The sequence below is a fragment of the Devosia oryzisoli genome (genome assembly GCF_014837245.1).
In the GTDB taxonomy this organism is placed as follows: Bacteria; Pseudomonadota; Alphaproteobacteria; order Rhizobiales; family Devosiaceae; genus Devosia; species Devosia oryzisoli.
Genome location: NZ_JACYFU010000002.1, coordinates 989005 through 1009487 on the forward strand (window position 1 = coordinate 989005; position 20483 = coordinate 1009487).

Consider the following 20483-nt stretch of genomic DNA (forward strand, 5'->3'; position numbering starts at 1 on the left):
TCGATTTGAGACGTTGAGCATTGACAAAGAGCCCGTCTGCCCAGAGCCTTTATTGATACTTGGGGGCCAAAATGGACGTTTTCGATCTCGCACGGTCATTGGTTGACCAATACGAGGGCTTCAGCCGGTCGTTCGCTACTATCCGCTCGGCTGACATCAAGGCACAGATCGATTCCGAATATGCCTCTCGCAGGTTCTGGCCTGAGCCCGTCATTCAGATCAACCCTGAGTACAAGTCTGGCGCGAGCGTAGACGAACTCGTCGACGACGGCATACTGCACCCTGGGTGCGGAGACATTTTTAGGGGTTGGACCCTCCGGCACCATCAGCAGCTCGCTGCCCAGTTCGGTGCTGAGGGCAAGGACTTCATCGTCACCACCGGGACGGGCTCGGGCAAGTCGCTGTGTTTTTTCATCCCGATAATCAGCGCTGCGCTGAGTGCCCGATCCGGGGGGAAGCGCAAGACGCGGGCGATCATCGTCTATCCCATGAATGCCTTGGCGAACTCCCAGCAGGAGGAGCTGGCCAAGTACTTTGCGGGGCAGCCTGAGCACCTGCAGGTCAGCTACGCCAGATTCACGGGTCAGGAATCTGAACAGGACCGCCGCTACATCGCAGACAACCCGCCCGACATCCTGCTCACGAACTTCGTGATGCTCGAGCTGCTGATGACGCGGCAGGATGAGGTTGACCGGAAGGTTATCGAGAACTGCGAAGGTCTGTCCACGCTGGTACTGGACGAACTTCACACTTACCGAGGTCGACAAGGCGCTGATGTCGCCATGCTGGTTCGACGTCTTCGCCGGCGCCTGGCACCCACAGGACTGCAGTGCATTGGCACGTCCGCTACCATGACCAGCGACGACCGCCCAGAAAAGACCGTATCCAAGGTCGCCTCAAAGCTGTTTGCCTGCGAAATCCCGGCGAGCCGGGTGATCACCGAGCGCCTCGAGCGCCGTACCAACCCCACGCTGACGGCCCTGTCCGTGAGTGGGCGCCTCGCGGATGCAATCAACGCGCCGATCGACGAGCATGCTTCGAACGCTGAACTCGCCTCACATCCCGTCGCTATCTGGATCGAGACTGTCCTCGGTGTTGCACCCGGCAAGAAGGACGGCGTTCCGGACGGAACTTGGGTGCGTGCGATCCCCCGCTCGTTGACCGACGCCGCGGCGCTTCTCGCCGCCGACAGTGGAGTTCCCGCGGAAATCTGCAAGGCTTACCTGGAGCGCTTTCTCCTGCTGCTGGGCCAAAGCGAGGCGCTGCGCACTGGTGTGGGGAGTGACAAGGCCTTCCTCGGCGTTCGTCTGCACCAATTCATCTCCGGCGCGGGGCAGGTGTACATGACCCTGCAACCCGAAGGAGAACGGCGCGTCGTCTTCGACGGTCAGAAGTACCTTCCCGACGAATCCGCCGACAAGCTCCTCTACCAGCTGCGCTTCTGCTCGAACTGCGGGCAGGAACACCTTCCGGTCACGCTCGTCCATTCTCCGTCCGGTCAGACCCTGGTCGAACGCGACATCGACGAAATGGCAGATGCCCCGGCTGATGACGGCTCGGAGGCCGGCTTTTTCATGCCGGTGCCGGCAGGCGGCCTCGAGTTCAGCGATCAGGTTTCGGACTACGCCGAGACCTGGGTCGAGACAACCAAGGCCGGGGTTCAGAAGCTGAAGTCGGAATACGCCAAGCGGCGGCACCGCCACATGATGGTGCTGGCAAACGGACAGGTTGTGGACGCCGGCGGCACCGAGGGGTGGTTCCAGCCCGGCCGCTTCCGCTTCTGCCCGGCCTGCGGCGAAACCACCACTTCGCGCGGCACAGACCGCTCGCGGCTGGCTGGTCTCACAGCAGAGGGCCGTGGCTCGGCCAGCACCATCATCGTGGCTGCCATCCTCAACTGGATGAACCGGCCCGAGTCAGGCCTCGAAGAGCACAACCGCAAGATCTTGGGATTCATCGACAATCGTCAGGACGCTGCGTTGCAGTCCGGGCACTTCAACGACTTCGTCTTCGTCTCGCTCCTGCGCGCGGCCACGCTGATGGCCCTGCAGGCAGCCGGCGACAGTGGGCTCGAAGACGCCCAAATCGGGGAGGTTCTGCAGAGGAGCCTCGGCTTCGACTCCCATCACCTCGGCCTCCGGGTCGAGTGGTTGTCGAACCCGGATCTCGAAGGCTCGGCCCTGCTCGATGCGGAGAAAACCCTCAGGGACGTGCTGCTGCACCGATTCTGGGTCGACCAGCTGCGCATCTGGCGCATAACGAACCCGAACCTGAACCGGCTCGAGCTGATGAAGGTCGAGTACAAGGGGCTCGCCGACATTGCGGGGAATGAACGAAAGTTCGCCGACGCCCACCATCTCCTGGCCAATGCCACTCCCGCACTCCGCGAGAAAGCGATGCGGGAGTTGCTCGAGCACATGCGCAGGAACTTGGCGATCAAGACGGACGCCTTGGACGCGGCCCGTGTTCAGGCGCTCCAGGACCGCTCCCAGCAGCTGCTTCGGGCGCCCTGGATCCTGCCGCCTGAACATTCTCGCCAGGGCGCTGCGCTCTTCCTCAATCCACCGAGAAGAGCCGTTGCAGCGCGAGACGAGGCACTTCGCGTCCGTTCCGGTCCGACCTCCACTCTGGGGCGCATCCTGCGCTCCGGCAAGCTTTGGGGCCACCGGCTCACGGTCGAGGAGTACGACTCCGTCCTGCGTGGACTGATCGGCGCCCTCGAGAACAACATCCTCGAGCGAAACAGCACTTTCGCTGGTGAAGCCAGCCCAAACTGGGTCATCCTGCCGAGCGCCTTTGTTTTCAAGCTGGGTGGAGGCCCCCGCGACGCTAACAAGGGGAACGCCTACTTTACCGAGCTTTACCAGGCCTTGGCGCAGATGCTGCGCAATCGTGAGCCGGCATTGTTCGGCCTGGAGGCGCGTGAACACACAGCCCAGGTGGAGCAGGTAACGCGCGAAGTCCGCGAGGCCCGTTTCCGCTTCAGGAAGGCGGACGAGGATCGCCTCACCGGTCTGCCCAAGTTCACCGACAAGCTTAAGGAGCTGGCGGACACACCAACCTTCCTGCCGGTGATGTTCTGTTCTCCCACCATGGAACTCGGGGTGGACATCGCCGACCTGGATGCGGTGTTCCTGCGCAACGTACCGCCGACACCTGCCAATTATGCCCAGCGCAGCGGCCGGGCCGGACGAAACGGCCAGGCTGCTTTGATCGTCACCTACTGCGCTGCGCAGTCGCCCCACGACCAGTATTACTTCAAGAACCAGGACGGTATCGTCGCCGGCCGCGTCAGGGCACCGACCATCGAACTGGAGAACCAGGACCTTATCGAAAGCCACCTGCAGGCGATCTGGCTTGCCGAAACGCAGGCTGTGCTCAGCGCCAAGATCTCGCAGGTTCTCGACCTCGAACACGATCGGGGCGCTCTCCATCCTGAGGTCGCCAGGGCAATTTCGTCGAGCGACGCCCAGAAGCGGGCGGCCTCGACTGCCAAGTCGATCCTCCACGCCGAGTTCGGAGAGAACGAAGCGGACCTGCCCTGGCTGGGGAAGGTCGATGCCTATGCTGATCGCGTCATGCGAGAGGCGCCCGATCGCTTCAACAAGGCGTTCGGCCGCTGGCGTTCGCTCTTTGATTCCGCCGAGCGCCAGTACAACGACGCCGACAAGATGTTCCGCCGCTATGCCTCGACCCCAGATGAGCGCAAGCTCGCCAAGCGGTTGATGGCACAGGCCCAGAACCAGCTCGATCTCCTCCTGGCCGGCGAAGACAACCAGAGCTCGGACTATTTCACCTACCGCTATCTGGCGACTGAAGGCTTTCTCCCCGGGTACAACTTCCCGCGCCTGCCGCTGACGGCGTTCGTCACTTCGCAGCGTGGTTCCAGCCGGAGCCGATCTCCCATTCAGCGCTCACGCTTTGTAGGCATATCCGAGTTCGGGCCACGCAGCCTCATCTACCACGAGGGGCGGGCTCATCGTGTCAACCGGGTGATCATCCGGGCCGGCTCCCAGCAGCCCAACGGCGAGCTCTCTACGCAGGCCTTCGTCATCTGCAGGGAATGCGGATGCGCTCACGACGTCCCCAAGCCGGACTTCTGCCGGAACTGTGGGACGACCTTGGCCGACGCGTCGGAAATCCGTGAGGGCTTCCGCATCGAAAACGTGGAGACGATCCCCACTGACCGCATCACCGCTAACGACGAGGACCGTCAGCGACAGGGCTTCGAAATCCGTACGGTGTTCGAGTGGCCTGTCCGGGACGCCGGACGCCTCGACGTGCGTCACGCGCAGCTCGTTGAAGCGGGCGAACCGTTCGCCGATCTCACTTTTGGCCCTGCGACGCTCATCCGGCGCTTCAACGTCGGTCTCCGGCGACGGGCCAAGGAAGACGGTCTTGGCTACCAGATCAATCCCGCCAACGGCTACTGGGTCGCAGCGGCCGATGACGAGGAGGCTGATGCCGTCCCTAATCCCAGCAAGGTCCGCCCCCAGACCGTGGTCCCCTTCGTTGAGGACCGCAAGAATGCCCTGTTGCTTCGGTTCCGGGGCGACAAGCTGCCGGTGGAGGTGATGGCGACACTTCAACATGCATTGCTCCGCGGCATCGAGATGACCTTCCAGCTCGAGGAGGGCGAGGTTCTCGGCGAACCTCTGCCCTCGCGTGACCAGCGCAACGCAATCCTCATCTACGAGGCAACCGAGGGCGGTGCCGGCGTGCTGACTCGGCTGGTCGACGAGGGCGACGACGCCCTGCAGCAGATGGTCCGTAGCGCGATTGAGATCTGCCATTTCGACCTTGATCACTTCAACCACCACGGCCAGTCTGCGGAAGAGTTGCGGGATTTGGGCGATCCGGGCTGCGTGGCGGGCTGCTACAAATGCCTGCTCTCTTACTACAACCAGACCGACCACGATCACATCGATCGGCGCTCCGACCAGTTCAGGAACCTTCTGGCCCGTCTGGCCCGCGGCAAGGTGGAAGCCTCACTGACCGGCCCGGCCGCAGTGATCGTCGGCGACGGAGCCTTGAGCTTCTCGGCGGCACTCGCCGCACACGGTCTGCCGCAGCACGACCTCAGGGCTATGTCTGTCGACGGCCATGAGATTCCATATATCTGGCGCGATCATAGGTTTGCCGTGGTCTCCGAAGAGATCGAGAACTCAGTCGCCGCTGAGTTGGCCGACCGCGGCATCTCCTACGTGGTTGCGGCATCTGGAGCTGAAACGAGCCAGGACATCCTTTTCAAAATCGCAGAAGCCCTGCAGGAGCCGGTGGCATGACGACGGACATCAACTTTGCTCCCGGTGAACTTGTCCGGGCGCGCGGTCGTGAGTGGGTGGTCCTCCCCGGCAGCTCGGACGACATCATGAGCCTGCGGCCGCTGGCCGGCAGCGAACGCGAGCTGCAGGTGCTCTCCCGATCGCTCGAGATCGACGGCATCACCAGCGCCACCTTTAAGCTTCCGACCGCCGATCGGGTCGGACCGCAGGACGAGGCCCTGCTGCTGCGTGACGCCTTCCAGATGTCGCTGCGGCGGGGTGCCGGCCCTTTCCGCAGCGCAGGCCGCATCAGTTTCGAGCCTCGGTCTTACCAGCTCGTACCGATGATGATGGGGCTGAAGCTCGATGTGGTCCGGCTGCTGATCGCAGACGACGTCGGTATCGGAAAGACCATCGAGGCCGGGCTGATTGCCCGCGAACTCTATGATCGGGGCGAGATCGAACGCCTCTCAGTCCTTTGCCCGCCCCATCTCGTGAAGCAGTGGGTCGACCAGCTCAGGACCAAGTTCCACCTTCCAGCGGTTGCGGTGACCCCCTCCTCGGCCAGTCGCCTCGAGCGCGGCCTGCCTATCAACGACAGCATTTTCCGGGCCCACTCCATTACGGTAGTAAGCCTCGACTATGTGAAGTCGGATGCCCGGAGAGATCACTACGCCGAGTACTGCCCTGAACTCTGCATCGTCGATGAAGCGCACACTTGCGTCGCCTCCGAGGACAGCCATCAACGCTATCGCCTGGTGGAGCGCATCGCCGCCAAGGTTGACCGGCATCTGCTGCTGCTCACCGCCACCCCCCATAGCGGCGATGACGTGGCATACAGCAAGCTCCTCGGTCTGATCGACCCTTCCTTCCGCAATTTGATCGGCGATGCCGAACGCTGGAACCCGGAACTACGCGACAGGCTGGCCGAACGATACGTCCAGCGCCGGCGCGTCGACATCGAGGCCTGGAACGAGGCCGGCGCCTTTCCCAAGCACGAAGTTGCGGTGCCCGATGCCACCTACAAGTTGGCGGGCGATCATGAGGCCTTCCTCGAGCTGGCACTCGACTACTGCACGGCAACGGTCGAGCGGGCCGGTAGCGACGAGAAGCATCAGCGCCTTGCCTTTTGGGGCACTCTCGCGCTCATGCGGTGCGTGGGCTCCAGCCCCGCCGCGGCACTGCACGCCCTGACGACCCGTAGCGCCAACATGGGTGACGAGCCGGACTCCTCATCGGTTCTCGACAATTTCGACGCGGACGGGGAGAACAACGACGTCGAACCGTCCCTCATCACCGACGATACAGACCTCGCCGCGCTGATTTCACTGGCCCAGACACTTGTCGCCCAGCCAGGTAAGGATCCCAAGGTGATGGCGCTCATCAAGCGGCTACGACCGATGATCGCCGAAGGGTTCAAGCCAATCATCTTCTGCCGATACATCTCGACCGCCAAGTGGGTTCGGGACGCCCTCGCCAAGGAGTTCAAGAAGCACCGGGTGGAGGTCGTTACCGGCGAACTCGCCAGCGACGATCGCAGGGCGATCGTGGATGACATGGCCAGCGACGAGGCGCGCATCCTCGTGGCGACCGATTGCCTTTCAGAAGGCATCGACCTGCAAGAACTCTTCGACGCCGTCGTCCATTACGACCTGTCGTGGAACCCGACGCGCCATCAGCAGCGGAACGGCCGCGTCGATCGCTTCGGCCAGCTCAGCAAGATCGTGCGTTCGCTACTCGTCTATGGCGAGAACAATCCTGTCGATGGAGCGGTGCTCGAGGTGATCCTCCGCAAGGCCGAGAAGATCCAGAAGGCAACGGGCGTGCCGGTTCCCCTTCCGGACGACGACCGAAAGGTTACCCAAGCTGTGCTCAAGGCCCTGCTGCTGCGTCGGAAGAACGTCAGGGATGGGCGTGGTCGGCAAATGTCGCTTGATTTCGACGACGTGCCGCTGGTCAAGGAGATGGAGCAGAAGTGGCTCGACGCCGCAGAGCGTGAACGTGCCAACCGCACGGTCTTTGCCCAGCGCAGCCTCCGGCCAGAGGACGTCCGTCCGGAATGGGAGCGCACCAGGGGCATCCTCGGCCGTCCAGAAGAGATTGAGACCTTCGTCCGGCGCGGACTGGCCCGCCTCAACATCCCTCACGTCCAGCTCGATGGAGGTGGCATCCGCTTGGATGGCGCCAGGCTGCCGTCGACGATCGTCGATCGCATGGACATCCCGGTCACCGGTACCGTCCGGCTGATCCCCGCAGGGGGCACCACCGACCACCTGCACCGGACCCACCCCCTGGTATCGGCTCTCGCGGACCTGCTCATTGAGCGTTCGCTCGACACCATGGCGGATCCGGACGATCCGTCGATCCTTCCGCGCTCGGGCGCCTGGACCACCTCGGTGGTGAAACGCATCACCACCGTGCTGCTGCTCCGCATCCGGCACCAGATCGCGACCCAATCCGAGAGCGGGCTGCTGCTGGCCGAGGAAACCGATGCGATCGCTTTCGAAGGGGCCAATGACTTCCCCAGCCTGTTGGGCGTGGAGGCTAACGTCCTGCTGAGCGGCATTGCGACCCAGGAAACCTCGATGGCCGCCAAGGTACGCGAGGTCAGGACGGCCCTGTCCAGGATCGATGTTTGGCGCGGGGCCATCGAGGAACGGGCGCTCGATCGCTCCCGGGCATTGGTCGAAGATCACCGCCGCATCCGAGACGCGGTCAAGGGACGGGGCCGCATCGACGTATTCCCGGTGCTGCCGGTGGACATCATCGGCCTGTTTGTTCTCATGCCGGAGTTGGACTGATGGCGGCGCGTGCTGAGTCCAGAATCTCTTTTGCCAGTATCCGTGTCGAGGGCAGCCTGCTGCTGCCAGATGTCGTTGCCAAGGTCGCTGCCGGCACTGCGCCGGAGCAGAGCGACAGCAGCTACGAGATCTTGCCGGGCCTGCAGCTGCGAGCGGACATTGCCCGTTTCTGGCAGGTTGCGCGTACCCTATGGGCCCGCTTGGAGGACGGTCGTGCGGGAGCCAATCCGGTGGCAGTGCGGATGGCTTTCGCCCGCGACGTATTGACCAAGGTTCTCGGCTTCGAGTTTGACGATGGTGGCGATCGATCCAAGAGCGGGTTTCAGTCCGCTGCTGCCAAGAACGGTAGCGTTCTGCTGGTCATCTCCGGGGATGGCGGGGTCGACGAGGTCCGGTCCATCACCGCCTCTTCCGGAAAGCCGATCCGCAAGACTCCAACGGCTTGGCTGCAGCAACAGTTGAACAGTACCGACAAGGCATTGTGGGGCATCGCGGTCGACGGGATGCGGCTTCGCCTCCTTCGCGACAACGAAAGCCTCACCAGGCCGGCAATGATCGAGGTTGATCTCGACAAGATCTTTCGCGAGGGCTTGCATGACGAGTTCAACGTGTTCTGGCTCTTGTGCCACCATACCCGGTTCGGCCGCGGCGACGGCAATCCCGAGGATTGTCCGCTAGAGCACTGGCGCAACCAGGGCCGGACCGAAGGTGTCACAGCTCGCGACCGTTTGCGCGACGGGGTAGAGAGAGCCCTCTTCCATTTCGGCACCGGACTTCTGGAACATCCAGGTAATCATCTTCTGCGTCAGCGACTTCTCGGTAATGGTGGCGAAACGGCCGAGATGCTTGCCGTCCAGGACTTCCACAAGGAGCTGCTCCGCTTCGTCTACCGGCTCATCTTCCTGATGACCGCGGAGGACCGCGGCGTGCTCCTCGACGGCAAGGCGGCTGCGGAAGCCCAAGACCTCTTCCGCCGCGGGTACAGCACGGATCTGTTGCGGGAGCGGAGCCGGCTTCGTGCCGCCTGGGACCGCCATCAGGACGCCTACCACGGCATCCGCGTGCTGGTTCGCGCAGCTGCATCCGGCGAGCCGCGCTTGGGCATTCCGGCCTTGGGGGGCATCTTCGCACCGGAGCAGTGCCCCAATATCGAGGAGCTACCGATCCTCAACGAGCGATTCCTGCAGGGCCTTTTCCATCTGAGCTGGATGGAACACGACAAGGCGCTCGTCCGGGTGAACTGGCGTGATATGGAGACGGAGGAATTGGGCTCCGTTTACGAGAGCCTCCTCGAATTGACCCCGGCGATCAGCGAGAACGCGGGCCGCTTCTATTTCGTCAACGGGGAAGGCGACGAGACGGCCGAGCGCCAGGGTGTCAGCCTCAAGGGCAACTCCCGGAAGACGACTAGCAGCTACTACACTCCGGACACCCTGGTTCAGTTTCTTCTGGACCGCACTCTGGATCCGGTGATCGATCGAACTGTCGCAGAAAACCCGGGTGAGCCGGAAGCGCTGCTAAAGCTCGACATCATTGATCCTTCATGTGGGTCGGGTCACTTCTTGCTCGGTGCCGCACGCCGTGTCGCGAACAAGCTGGCTGAACTCAGGACAGAGGGGTCGGCCACTGAGTCCGATTACCGGCATGCTATGCGGGACGTCATCACCAACTGCATCTACGGCGTAGATCGAAACGAATTCGCTGTGGAACTATGCCGGGTCGCGATGTGGCTGGAGTCGGTGGATCCAGGCAGGCCTCTGGGCTTCCTCAACAACCGGATTGTCCTTGGCGACGCTCTTGTTGGGCTACTCAGTCCGGAACTGATGAGAGTCGGTGTTCCGAACGAAGCCTATGACGCCCTTGAGGGCGACGACAAAGACGTTTGCCGCGACTTGAAACGCTGGAACAGAGAGTTCCGAGAAGGCAAGTTCGCCACGGGAATGTACCAAGAATACGTCATCCCACCGCAGTTGGTGGAAGCTGCGAACGACCTCATCCGAATGCCGGACGGAACGCTGGAGGATATCCAGGCCCAAGAGGAAGCATTTCGGACGCTTGTCGAGTCCGATCCCTGGAGAAGGTACGACAGGGCGTCGGATGCGTTCGTATCCGCCTTCTTCACCCCGAAGACTGGATCAGTGTCTGTTGCTGACACCCACGGCATCCCCACCACGGATACTGTCTGGCGCGCGATCAGAGACGATGAGGCGGACTTCCAGAACACTGCTGCGAAAGCCAAGGCTTTCCACTGGTATCTGGCATTCCCCCATGTGTTTGACCGCGGCGGCTTTGATGTCGTCGTCGGCAACCCGCCTTGGGACACGATGAGCCCGGACGCAAAGGAGTTCTTCTCCATTTACGACTCGGGCATTCGCTTCATGTCGCCTCAGGATCAGGACCAGCGTGTCGCGGAGCTGAAGGCAGTTCCCGGTGTTGAGGCAGGGTGGAACGCCTACTGCCGGCATCTATATGCAAGTGCGGCCTTCTTCAAGAAGAGCGGGCGATACAAGCTCTTTGCCGAGGGCAACCTCGGCAAAGGAGACTTCAACATCTACCGCATGTTTGTGGAACTCGCCCTCAATCTGGTTAAGCCAGGCGGGCGGGTAGCTCAATTCGTGCCCGAAAACCTCTACAATGGTGCAAACGCGGCTGCGATCAGAAAGCACCTTTTCGACCATTTCACCCTGGACGCCCTTGTAGGGTTTGAGAACACTAAGCGGGTCTGGTTTGACATAGATACCAGAGCCAAGTTCTGCCTCTATGTCGCTTCGCCTGCAGGACGCACTGCCGAATTCCCCGCAGCATTCGGCATCAACAGCCGGGAAAAGCTCGCCGACCTGAAGGAAGGTCTCCCCTTTGAGATCCCGGTCGAACTGGTGCGGGAATTCAGTCCTGATGCAATGGCGGTCGCGGAGATCGTACACAAGTCCGACATCGTCATTGCGCGCAAGCTGTACGCCAGATTTCCCAAGTTCGGAGAAGACATCGAAGGGCTGCCTCGTCGAGAGTATTCCCGAGAAATCGACATGGGGAACGATCGCGAGGATTTCTCCGCTGAGCAGGGTGGAATTCCGCTCTACGAGGGGAGGATGGTTGAAGCATTCGACCACCGTGCCAAGGCCTATGTCTCCGGTCGCGGTAGAGCCGCCGTCTGGCGTGAATTGCCGTTCGGGTCCGGCGACAAGGCGATCGCTCCCCAATGGCGGATCAGTGAGGAAGTTATCCCGCAGAAGATAGGAACTCGGTGGCAGCGGTATCGTATTGGCTTCTGCGATGTGGCCAGCCCCACCAATCAGCGTGCGCTAGTCGCAGCACTAATCCCGCCTGATGTAATATGCGGTGACAAAGTCCCGACTCTCGAAGTCGGCAATGGATTGCCAGAGCTACATTTGCTGCTTCTCGCCGTTATGAATTCATTCTGCCTTGATTTCGTGGCCCGTAAGAAGGTGGCACTCAAGATGGCTTTCAATGTCGTTGATAGCCTGCCCCTGCCCAGGGAATACCTGGCCACGCCGACAGAACGGGCAATAGTTCAACGATCTCTGCTGCTTGCCGCAACCGGACCTGAAATGGACAGATTCTGGCGCCAATCTGCCCCTTTGGTCGGCCTAGACCCAGCTGTCCATAGTCCTGAAGAGGCCCCCGAAAAACGGCACCATCTGCGCACCGAACTCGACGTTCTAGTGGCTCGGGACCTCTACGGTCTGTCTAGGGATGAAATGGCTTTCATCCTGGATCCCGCAGACGTGCTTGGGTCAGGGTGCGAGTTTGAGACTTTCGGTGCTCTTAAGCGGGCAGAGGCCAGACAATTCGGTCACTTCCTCACACGCGACCTGATCCTGAGCGCTTGGAACAGTCCGATACTTCCGGTGGGAGCGGAAAATCGGGCAGTAGAACTCGTTTGAGAATTTAGACTGGATGCTCCGTTCCGAACGCAACCTCGTTGAGCACATCGCCAACCAGCGCGGATACGACCTCGCTCAGCAGAGTGAGGCTGGCGAACTCTTGCTAAGAAGCTCACTCGTGCCTGGAGAGGTGCGGGTGTCCAGCGCCGGCAACGAACGGTTCCGTCTGTGTTTCAACCTCCCTGCCGTAGATAAGGAGATCCGGCGCGAATTCACGGAGCACCTAATGGAGAACGAGCTCGTCACTAGGGAGACTGGACTTTACACGATACTTGGGCGGGCATTCGAGCTCTCGGCGGCACTGCCAAGCGAACCGCTTCGACGTTTTCATCAAGCGATCGGCAATCTCCCTAGCACCGAAAGGCACCTGCTAACGCTTCAGCGCGTTGGCCAAGACATCTTTCGGGGAGCGCTAGAGCAGTACTGGGGCAATAGGTGCGCGATTACCAATGTGGGTGACCGCGAGCTACTGCGGGCCAGCCACATCAAGCCTTGGGCTCAGTGCGCGTCAGACGAAGAGCGCCTGGACGTATTCAACGGCATTCTCCTCGCCGCTCATCTGGACGCCGCATTCGACAAGCACTTGATGACAATCAGTTCTGACGGGTTAGTGCAGTTTTCCCCAAGGCTCAGCCAAGAGGCGTTAGGCGTGTTGAATCCGGGCGGAGGTCCCTTGGTAGTCGCGGTTGCTCCGAGCCACCAAAGGTATCTGGCAGAACATCGAGAGACGTTCTTGCGGGCCATGGTGTAGACGGAGAGCTCGGCCATGTCACAGATTCTCGTCGGGTCAACGGCGGATGCTGACCAACTGCTTCATCGGATCCAACTGTCCGCAAAACGCGCCCACGACTGGATAGCAGCGCAATCTGGCGACCCTCTCGACATGCTGAAAAGCATGAAGTTCCAGCCGGTCGGCTTCCACCCGGTGGAAGACAGGGCGCTGAACGTGGTCGAGCAGATCAACCAGACCTGGACCTATTACGTGGCAGCCACAGCCGCCAAGCAGTTGCTGGAACTCCACCCCGATGTCGGCGGCTTCCACTTGGCACCGGGCGCCCACGCCTCCCGGGAGCTCGACATCATGAGCGATGCCCCCGGAGTAGTCGGCGCTGAGACCTTCGCGGCCGTCGACCCCCGGAACAACCGCAAGCTCTTTCTGGATCTCCAGAAGATGGCCGCACGAACCGAACGTCACCGGTACGTTTTCTTCATGTCGCCTCTTTATCCGGACGCCGGCCGACAGGTGAGGCTGGAGCGAGACGGCGTGGAAGTCTGGTCACTGCCGTTCTAGGCGTGGATGATCACTCCACCGAGTACACTGGCTGGTAGATCTCCTTCGGCGTCTTCCAGGCTCGGAAAAAGTCGAGCGGATCCACGGTTCCCATGAACTCACGTGCCATTTGGAGCCGCTCCAGCATGTCGGAGCGTTGCTCCTCCGGCAGTTTGTCGATCGACCGAGACAACTCCTCGAAGAACCGCTCAACAGCCATGCGGTCAGCCCAGCGGGTGATAACGCCTCCGAGGCCCTCCTGGCTCTGCTTGACCGATTCCGCCACCCGTCTGCGGTCGTCCTCCCGTTTTCGCCGCTCCTCCGCGGCAATCCATTCCTGACGCCGGATCTCTGCCTGTCGCCGGGCCTCCTCAACCAGGGCCTGTACCTCTGGCACGGCCCTGCGGATCTCGCCAGCAATGCGACCCAGCATGCCATCTATGGTTGTGCTGCCTTTTTCCTGCCAGGTCTTGGACCACTGCACCCCATCGGTGGAGAAGGCAGTCACCCGGAATCGCCCGATGGGCAACTCCCTGGTAGTGGTCCAGGTGTGCTGGTGGCGGTACATCCGCAGATTGGCCTGGTATTCGGTCTCCCGGATGTAATTGCCACCGACATACCGCAGCAGCACCTCACCCGACATTTCCATCACGGTGACGCCGAGCGCGACATCCGGGAAGTGGGCAATGGTTGGCCTCATGGGCGACCAAACTCCGCTCCCGTAGTAGGCGCGCTGACGGTCTTCCTTCGGGTGTTCCCGTTCGTCCAACGTGATGCCGTACCACCCGTGACCCCCGGTTCCAATCATCACCCGCGCGCCCACAGCCTCGAGCTCCTGGTAGAGTCGGTTCGCGACATCCAAGGCGCGCTCGATCTGGTCGTCCGAGGCCACCACGTACGGCAAGAGCTTCTTGTAGGGTTTCAGGTAACCGCCGTTGTCGACGGGTCGCGATCGACGGAATTCCGCCAGCGCACCTCGGATCAGCGGATGAACTCCCTCTGAGGGTTTGCCACGCTTCTTCGGCCGGCCGGGACCAAGAGCTGACTGCCGGACTGGCCTCGGCGGCGCCTGGCGCGGCAACGGACCACCTTTTTCGTCCCAGGAGGTCTGATCACCTGAAAGGGCTTCCGGCAGAGTCTCGGCAGGGGCCGCCTTCCCGACTGCTAACTTCTGCCAGTAGCCTCGCGGCGGCCGAGGGACGTTCAGGACATCACAGACCCTCGCCAGATAGGTTCCGGAAACGCCGTAGCGCTCGGCAACCTTGATCATCGGCTCGGACCAGACCTGATCATAGAGTTGTTCGCGGGTGACCATGTAGAGATCGTAACCGAGTCGCAGTCCACCTATACTGTACGAGTCGTCAGCGAACTGAAGCGAATGGTCTTGCACAACGATCAACCTCCGGCCCAATTCTCGGCAAGAATGGCCAATGGTGAGTTGGCCTGGCCGGTGGCTGAGGCCAACGGGGTCAGTCTTGGTGTCTTCTGCTATCGGTTGAACTTGGGCTGGTCTGGGGAGAAAGCGGCGACCCATCCCGCCCCACCAGCGAAAAGGAGGTCGCCACCTCAACGGCCATCCCTGAAGTTATCGACCCTATTGGCCGACGGCCAGCCCGCCTGGCCAGTTGCTCAGGCCAGAGGTGTGAGCGAGGCCTTGTTCTATTCGCGGCTGAAGAAGGGGATGACCCCAGACGAGGTGGTCTCTACCCCGGTGAGGCCGCGGGGCTGGAACGGCCGAAGAACGGGTTAGTGGGGAAGTAAGGGGCAAGCCAACCGGAGATCGACCCAAGAATTTTTGGAATCGACCCGCACATGATTTGGCCCGACATGAAGCCTACAGCGCTTCGCTTTCCTGCTTACCTGCTTCCATCAGCCGTAAGCCCGCATTTACGCCGATGATCAGGATCAAGTCATCTTCGGTCCAAAACCTCCCGCCGAGGAGGATCAGCTGTGGTGTCGGGAGGGCACGCGGTGCCTCCCTGCTGCGTCCAGGTGAAGATCTCATTCAGTTCCGTCGGATAGGTCCCGGCCTCGGCGGGCACGCCGAAAAAGAGCTTCGCAACCACTACGGCTTTCAACTTAAGCATGTCGTGGGACCTCAGACTGGGAAGTGATTGCGGAGGGTTCCCGAGCGGCCTTGCTGAACAGGAAAGCTGCGAACAACCACATCGCAACGAAGAGGCCATTGATTGCGAGCAGCTCTAATGGGCCGCTGTCCGGGTAGCCCAGCTGAAGAAAAAGGGCGATGATCGTGATCAGCATTTGGACTGCAGCCACTCCAGTCAGCGTCCTGGCCATGCCGTCAGCAGAGAGCCGGACAGAGAATCCGCCTACTAAGCCCGCAGCGACCACTGCGAAATAAAGAGCATTGGCGGCATCGGATTCACTCCCGATGATGCCGACGCTTGCTGTGCTGAAGACCAGGAAGCTGGCCCCAGCCAGTGCAACTGCCATCCCGGCGTGGTAAGACCAACTCGCTACTTGGCGGGTGGCGGCATCGTAGATCAGAACCGGCAGGAAGATCAGCACCGCCACGAACAGGAGATCAACCAAGCTCCAGTCTAGGTCACCCGTGGTAACCTTCAGGGCGACTGGGATCAGGTAAATGCCTACCGCTCCCGCCCATAGCGCAGCTCGCCATTGACCCCTCCGCTTGAGGTCGTATCCTTGGTGTTCAATCATGTGAAGATCTCCGAAGCTCAGGAGCCTGCGACCATGCCGACAGCCGGTCTGATTGACATGAGCGACCTATGAGCCAGCGATGAGGTTTCCCTGAAATGAGTGCAGAGCTGTACGATTTCGGTGGCTTCCACCTCGATGTCACGAACCGCCGACTGGAAAGGCAGGGTACCGTTGTCGAACTCAACTCCCGCTATCTCGACGTTCTGATCCTGCTTGTGCAGCAACGGGGAAGCCTTGTGCCAAAGCAGCGCTTCATCGATGGTGCCTGGAGCGGGGTTCCTGTTACCGATGAGGCGCTCACCCAAGCGATCCGCACCATCCGGAAACACCTCGGCGACGATGCAACCAGACCCACGTTCATCGAAACCATTCCCAAGCACGGTTATCGCTTCATCGCTCAGGTCGAGGTCAAAGCAGCGGGTGCGGCTGAAGCGTCATCGGAACGCGATCGCCGCGACTCTCAACCTGGCCCCTACCTACGACTGTGGCAGGCGGGAACGCTGGGCGGCACCGCTGCCGGGGTTCTTGGTGGCTTGATCTATGGTCTCGCCGAAGCATCGGGTCCGATCACCGGCGGTGCGGCGGGCATTTCCGTGGTGCTGGTATATGTCTGCATGACGACGGTGATCGCATTCCTGGGCGCAGCCGGTGTCGCCTTTGGCATTGTGACAGCGTTGCGAGTACAACCAGGGCGTCCACTGATGATGGTTCTGGGGGGAGCAGCAGGTGGGTTGGTCATCGGTGCCGTGGTGAAGCTTATCGGCATCGACGCCTTCCTCCTTCTGTTCGGCACAGCACCGCAGGACATGACCGGCGCTTTCGAGGGGCTGTTGCTTGGTGCCGCCATAGGCCTGGCTGCTGCCGTTTCGTTTGGCCCAGGCAACCTCCCGGTCAGGCGGGCGGCCCTTTTCGGATGCACAACTGCGGGGGTGGCCGGCGCGCTTATCCCCATGGTGGGAGGCCACATGCTCGGGGGTAGCCTCGAGCTCCTGACGCTCAGTTTTCCCAACTCACGGCTTCAGTTTGGTGAAATCGGACTGTTGTTTGGTGAGAGCGGTCTAGGGCCGGTCAGCCGGGTGGTCACGGGAGCGCTGGAAGGTATCTTGTTCGGCGGCAGCACGGTCGCAGCGATGTCATTGGCACGTGAGCGCGTTGACCCGAAGCCAAAGCATCGCTCCACATCCACTGATCTGAGCGCAACTCGCCACAGCTCCTAAAGCGCACCCAGGCTGAACTGTCCTGAGCGCCGCGAAGGGACCGCGCTATCACCTATGTTCAGCTATACAGATCGATATCATTATGGGGTTAATGCTGGCCGCAACGGTCTGGCCCATGCTTTCTACTGGGATGGGCGCCATGGAGGGAGCAAGCTTCGTTGGCCCGACAATCGCGTGCAAATCGACTCGGGTTTCCTTGGGATCGACTCACGACTCTTTGGAATCGACTCAGGGTCGATTTGGCCCGACAACAGCCAACAGCCGTGCAGACCTTTACATGGCCGAGCGGAAGCCGGACCCAGATACGCTCTTTTGGAATCAACTACCGCATCAACGATGATGCTGCTCAACGTAAGTATCTTGAGGGGTATGCCGCTTGTTTCGACAACGCCCACACGGGCAACCGGTTCTGCTTTAGCGGCGAATGACTAATCCCCACCCTAAGAGCTTGGAGAGCCAATCGAGCCGAAACAGAAATCGACCCAAGAATCTTTGGAATCGACCCACACACGATTTGGCCCGACAACCACCGGGAGAATTGGCGCACCCGACAAGATTCGAACTTGTGGCCTCTGCCTTCGGAGGGCAGCGCTCTATCCAGCTGAGCTACGGGTGCAGGCCGGCCGGACGCGAGGCCCGGGAAACGGCGCGACCCTAGTCGAACATGCCGATTTTCGCAACCGGTGAAATCGGGTCCCGTAGCGGCTTTCTGAAGATTTGCAGTCTCCCTTCTTCAAGCCTGCCCACCCCAAGCCATACTCCTCCGTTGCTTTCTTGCCCGTGGCAGGTCAACCCTCGGCATCAGCCGGTGCGCCACTCACAGCTGCTGCCACTGCATGACCTTGGCGCAGATCAAGATGCGGCGTGGGGAGATTGAGGGAGTTGGAGAAAATCGCATGGAGACGATAGACGGACCGGACGGACGGCCCCGGTGCCGTTGGTGCGCCGGCGCCCCGGAGTTCGTGCCATACCATGACCGGGAGTGGGGTTTCCCGGTCGGCGACGACACACGTCTTTTCGAAAAGATTTGCCTCGAAGGTTTTCAGTCGGGTCTCAGCTGGCGGACCATTCTCAATAAGCGCCCCGCCTTTCGCGAGGCGTTTGTGGGTTTCGATATCCCCGCCGTTGCGGCGTTCACCGGCGGCGACGTGGAGCGGCTTATGGGCAACGCCGGCATTGTGCGGCACCGGGGCAAGATCGAAGCGGCGATCAACAATGCGGGGCGGGCCCTGGAGTTGATCGAGGAGGCCGGCTCCATTGCCGCCTTCGTCTGGCGCTATGAGGCCAAAGCCCCGGCGCCGCCACAAAGCCAGACCACGTCGCCGGAATCTGTCGCGCTCTCCAAGGCACTCAAGAAGCGGGGGTGGAGGTTCGTCGGGCCCACCACCTGCTTTGCCTTCATGCAGGCCATGGGCCTCGTCAATGATCACGTCGAGGGCTGCATAAGCCGCAGCGCGGCCGTCGAAGCCCGGGCGCGTTTTGCAGTGCCCGGGCGGTAAGCCTAGGCCGCGATCGGCGGTGCGGGTGGTGCCTTGGCTCCTGTCATGAAGGCGACGGCGTCGCTCATGGTAAAGTCCTTGGGGTCGATGACGCAGAGGCGTCGTCCCAGGCGGTGCACATGGATACGGTCTGCCACTTCGAAGACGTGCGGCATGTTGTGACTGATGAGAATGATTGGGATGCCGCGCGCCCGTACGTCCTGGATAAGATCGAGCACGCGACGCGATTCCTTGACGCCGAGGGCGGCCGTCGGCTCATCGAGGATGATGACCTTGGAGCCGAAGGCAGCGGCACGCGCCACCGCCACGCCCTGACGCTGCCCACCGGAGAGCGTCTCCACCGCCTGGTTGATGTTCTGGATGGTCATCAGCCCGAGGTCGGACAGCTTCTGGCGCGCAATGCGCTCCATGGCCGGCCGGTCGAGCTGCCGCAGCACCTTGCCCATGAAGCCGGTTTTCCGGATTTCGCGGCCCATGAACATGTTGTCGGCGATGGAGAGCGCCGGAGACATGGCGAGCGTCTGGTAGACAGTTTCCACCCCGGCGTGGCGCGCCTCGATAGGCGAAGCGAAGTGGATCTTCTGCCCTTCAAGGTAGATGTCCCCGCTGTCGGGCTGGATGGCCCCGGAAAGAGCCTTGATCAGCGAAGACTTGCCGGCACCGTTGTCGCCGATCACGGCGAGGATTTCGCCGGGCATCAGGTCGAAGTCGCAATTGTCGAGGGCCGTGACGCGGCCATAGCGCTTGTTGAGATTGCGTGCGTAAAGAACCGGTTCCATCAGGCAGAGACCTTTCTGATCCACTGGTCGACCGCGACAGCGGCGATGATGAGAACGCCGATGAGGAGGTAGGTCCACTGCGCGTCGGCGCCGAGCAGCCTCAGGCCAAGCGAGAAGACGCCGACGATCAGGGCGCCGAAGAGCATGCCCAATACCGAGCCGCGTCCGCCAAAGAGGGAGATGCCACCGATCACCACAGCGGTGATGGATTCGATGTTCGCGGTCTGGCCTGACGTGGGGGAGACCGAGCCGATACGGCCGATGAGAACCCAGCCGGCAAAGGCGCAGATCAGGCCCGAGAGCATGTAGACCGAGATCAGCACCTTACGGGTGTTGACCCCGGCGAGTTGAGCCGCCTCCGCGTCGTCACCCACGGCATACACATGTCGTCCCCAGGCCGTGTGGCGCAGCACGTAGGCAAGGATCAGCACGATGCCGATGAAGGCGATGACGCCATAGGTAAAGACGGCGCCACCGACCGAGAAGGACTGGCCGAAGAGTTGCAGGATCGGCGCCTGCGTCTCGATTTCCTGTGCGCGGATGGTTTCATTGCCCGAATAGAGGAAGTTGGCGGCGAGCGCGATTTGCCAGGTGCCGAGCGTCACGATGAAGGGCGGCAGCTTGACGCGCGCCACGAGCCAGCCGTTGACGAAGCCGATGAAGGTGCCCAGCGCCAGCCCGCAGGCGATCGCGACAAAGGGCGGCAAGCCGAGACGGAAGGTGAACTGGCCCATCACCACGGAGCTGAGCACCATGATGGCGCCGACCGAGAGGTCGATACCGGCCGTGAGGATCACCAGCGATTGCGCGGCGCCGACGATACCGACGATCGCCACCTGCTGCAGGATAAGCGTGAGGGCGAAGGAGGAAAAGAACTTGCCGCCCAGCAGCGCTCCGAAGACGAGAATGGAGATCACCAGCACGATCAGCGGCACGAGCGCGGGGTTGCTGTGCAGGGCGTGCTGCAGGCGCGAGAGCAGCGTCACCTCATGGGCGAAACTGGCGACGGTCTCGGCGCGCCCGGCCAGACCCGGTTCGGCCTCCGACGAATTGGTCATGGGTTCCT

At 61.7% G+C, this 20483-nt stretch carries 11 protein-coding genes and 1 tRNA gene; 7 read left to right on the forward strand and 5 right to left on the reverse strand.

Annotation, left to right across the window (positions count from 1 at the left end):
• Nucleotides 1–71 precede the first annotated feature (71 nt).
• The 5 genes from IC608_RS11260 to IC608_RS11280 are packed head-to-tail and all read left to right on the forward strand — an operon-like array spanning nucleotide 72 to nucleotide 13261.
• Nucleotides 72–5285: a DEAD/DEAH box helicase gene (locus IC608_RS11260; protein WP_191775341.1), complete on the forward strand. Its 5214-nt coding sequence runs from the start codon at nucleotides 72–74 to the stop codon at nucleotides 5283–5285.
• Nucleotides 5282–8065: a DEAD/DEAH box helicase gene (locus IC608_RS11265; protein WP_191775343.1), complete on the forward strand. Its 2784-nt coding sequence runs from the start codon at nucleotides 5282–5284 to the stop codon at nucleotides 8063–8065. Before IC608_RS11260 ends, IC608_RS11265 begins: the two co-directional genes overlap by 4 nt.
• Nucleotides 8065–11970, forward strand: coding sequence for an Eco57I restriction-modification methylase domain-containing protein (locus IC608_RS11270; protein WP_191775345.1), 3906 nt, complete (start codon nucleotides 8065–8067; stop codon nucleotides 11968–11970). Before IC608_RS11265 ends, IC608_RS11270 begins: the two co-directional genes overlap by 1 nt.
• 13 nt (nucleotides 11971–11983) lie before the next feature.
• Nucleotides 11984–12721, forward strand: coding sequence for an HNH endonuclease (locus IC608_RS11275; RefSeq protein WP_191775347.1), 738 nt, complete (start codon nucleotides 11984–11986; stop codon nucleotides 12719–12721).
• A gap of 15 nt (nucleotides 12722–12736) precedes the next feature.
• Nucleotides 12737–13261: a hypothetical protein gene (locus tag IC608_RS11280; RefSeq protein WP_191775349.1), complete on the forward strand. Its 525-nt coding sequence runs from the start codon at nucleotides 12737–12739 to the stop codon at nucleotides 13259–13261.
• A gap of 10 nt (nucleotides 13262–13271) precedes the next feature.
• Here the strand turns inward: IC608_RS11280 and IC608_RS11285 are convergent, their stop codons facing one another.
• Nucleotides 13272–14555, reverse strand: coding sequence for a hypothetical protein (locus tag IC608_RS11285; protein WP_191775351.1), 1284 nt, complete (start codon nucleotides 14553–14555; stop codon nucleotides 13272–13274).
• 764 nt (nucleotides 14556–15319) lie between these two features.
• Nucleotides 15320–15922: a hypothetical protein gene (locus IC608_RS11290; protein ID WP_191775353.1), complete on the reverse strand. Its 603-nt coding sequence runs from the start codon at nucleotides 15920–15922 to the stop codon at nucleotides 15320–15322.
• Between the two features lie 95 nt (nucleotides 15923–16017).
• Between IC608_RS11290 and IC608_RS11295 the strand changes: the two genes are divergently transcribed.
• A complete protein-coding gene (locus IC608_RS11295; protein ID WP_191775354.1) occupies nucleotides 16018–17139 on the forward strand; it encodes a winged helix-turn-helix domain-containing protein in 1122 nt (373 codons plus the stop codon).
• A gap of 539 nt (nucleotides 17140–17678) precedes the next feature.
• Here the strand turns inward: IC608_RS11295 and IC608_RS11300 are convergent.
• Nucleotides 17679–17755: transfer RNA gene (locus IC608_RS11300), tRNA-Arg, on the reverse strand.
• A 280-nt stretch (nucleotides 17756–18035) separates the two neighbouring features.
• Between IC608_RS11300 and IC608_RS11305 the strand changes: the two genes are divergently transcribed.
• Nucleotides 18036–18638 carry a DNA-3-methyladenine glycosylase I gene (locus IC608_RS11305; RefSeq protein WP_191775355.1) on the forward strand — a complete coding sequence of 201 codons (603 nt, stop codon included), beginning with the start codon at nucleotides 18036–18038 and terminating at the stop codon, nucleotides 18636–18638.
• 2 nt (nucleotides 18639–18640) lie between these two features.
• Here the strand turns inward: IC608_RS11305 and IC608_RS11310 are convergent, their stop codons facing one another.
• Nucleotides 18641–19417: an ATP-binding cassette domain-containing protein gene (locus IC608_RS11310; protein ID WP_191775356.1), complete on the reverse strand. Its 777-nt coding sequence runs from the start codon at nucleotides 19415–19417 to the stop codon at nucleotides 18641–18643.
• Nucleotides 19417–20475, reverse strand: a complete 1059-nt coding sequence (locus tag IC608_RS11315) for an ABC transporter permease (RefSeq protein WP_191775357.1) — start codon at nucleotides 20473–20475, stop codon at nucleotides 19417–19419. Before IC608_RS11315 ends, IC608_RS11310 begins: the two co-directional genes overlap by 1 nt.
• Between the last annotated feature and the right edge of the window lie 8 nt (nucleotides 20476–20483).